Source organism: Corynebacterium kozikiae, assembly GCF_024580965.1.
Taxonomy (GTDB): domain Bacteria; phylum Actinomycetota; class Actinomycetes; order Mycobacteriales; family Mycobacteriaceae; genus Corynebacterium; species Corynebacterium kozikiae.
Window position 1 is genome coordinate 1 of record NZ_JANIKJ010000047.1, and the last position, 1,304, is coordinate 1,304.

Annotated in this window: 1 protein-coding gene; it reads right to left on the reverse strand. The window is 55.0% G+C overall.

What is annotated here, in order from left to right:
- Positions 1-22: 22 nt before the first annotated feature.
- A protein-coding gene (locus NQ018_RS11260) for an IS3 family transposase (RefSeq protein WP_257061020.1) occupies positions 23-1,254 on the reverse strand; the annotation gives its coding sequence in 2 pieces (ribosomal slippage) (positions 23-966 and positions 966-1,254; 1,233 coding nt in all).
- Positions 1,255-1,304: the final 50 nt, after the last annotated feature.

A 1,304-nucleotide genomic window follows, 5' to 3' on the forward strand; every position in this document is an offset into this window, starting at 1 on the left:
TGAGCTGCCCTGGGTTTTGTTCCTAGGCATTTGCCTTGGTTTCCATTATGGCTTTGGGTGGGTTGTATGCCCAAAAGGCTGCTTCAACCTCGGCTGGTGTTCGGTAGCCAAGGCTTTGGTGTAGCCGGGACTCGTTCCACCAAGTCACCCACTTAAACGTTGCGCTCTCTACCTCGATAACGTCGTTCCATCGGCGAGGGTGAATAAGCTCATTTTTGTAGGAGCCGTTGACGTTTTCGGCCAGCGCATTGTCATAGGAATCTCCCACCGTGCCGGTAGAGGCAGTAATCCCATACTCAGCCAAACGCTCGTTGTAGATGATGCTCACGTACTGGGAGCCATGATCCGAGTGGTGAATAAGCCCAGTTGTTTCCTTGGCGCTGACAATTGCTTGATTGAGCGCCTGCAGCGGCAGCAGCTGCGTGCGCATCGAATCTGACAGGGCCCACCCGACGATACGACGGGAGAACACATCGGTGACAAACGCGGTATAAACGAATCCTTTCCTGGTGCGCACATAGGTAATATCGGCCACCCACAACTTATTGGGCCCAGGGGCCCTAAAGTGCCGATGGACCAAGTCAGGGCGCAGATCCGGCCGACGTGACTTACGTGTTGTCACAGGACCTCGGCCTTTGGCCCTGCCAGATACTCCAGCCAAGCGCATTAGCCTGGCTGTTTGCTCGCGACCAATATCAATTCCGTCGCGGCGAAGCGCATGCCACATTTTCCTTACCCCGTACACACGGTAGTTTTCAGCGTGCAGCGTGCGGATGCGGTCGATTAAAGCAGCGTCTCGGTGCCGGCGGGCACTTATCCCACGGGCCTTTGATTGGCGGTAGCCACGCGAGGTTATAAAACCACCCTCGCGATTGTTCTTCAACGTCGTACAGATGAACTCGACTGTGAAACGATCCCGGTGCGCATCGATGAATCGGATCATTTCCGACGTTTTGGGTCGAGTTCGGACGCGAAAAAAGCCGACGCCGCCTTCAACAACTCGTTGGTATCACGAAGCTCTTGGTTTTCTCGGCGCAGCCTCGCATTTTCAGCAATGATATCTTCCTCAGCACGAGTGACACCACCGTCACGGCGGGCTTGTTGAACCCATTGGCGAGCGCTGTGCCACGACACGCCCAGTTTAGGCGCGACTGCCTGGCATGCGGCTTGCAGTGAAAGATTCTCCGCCAGAATACGATCCTCAACCAAGCGGACCACACGGTCCTTCGCATCCTGATCAAACTTCTTTGGCATGTTCCAGATTTTCCCATCTACTCAAACGGAACAAAACCCGGGACACTTCA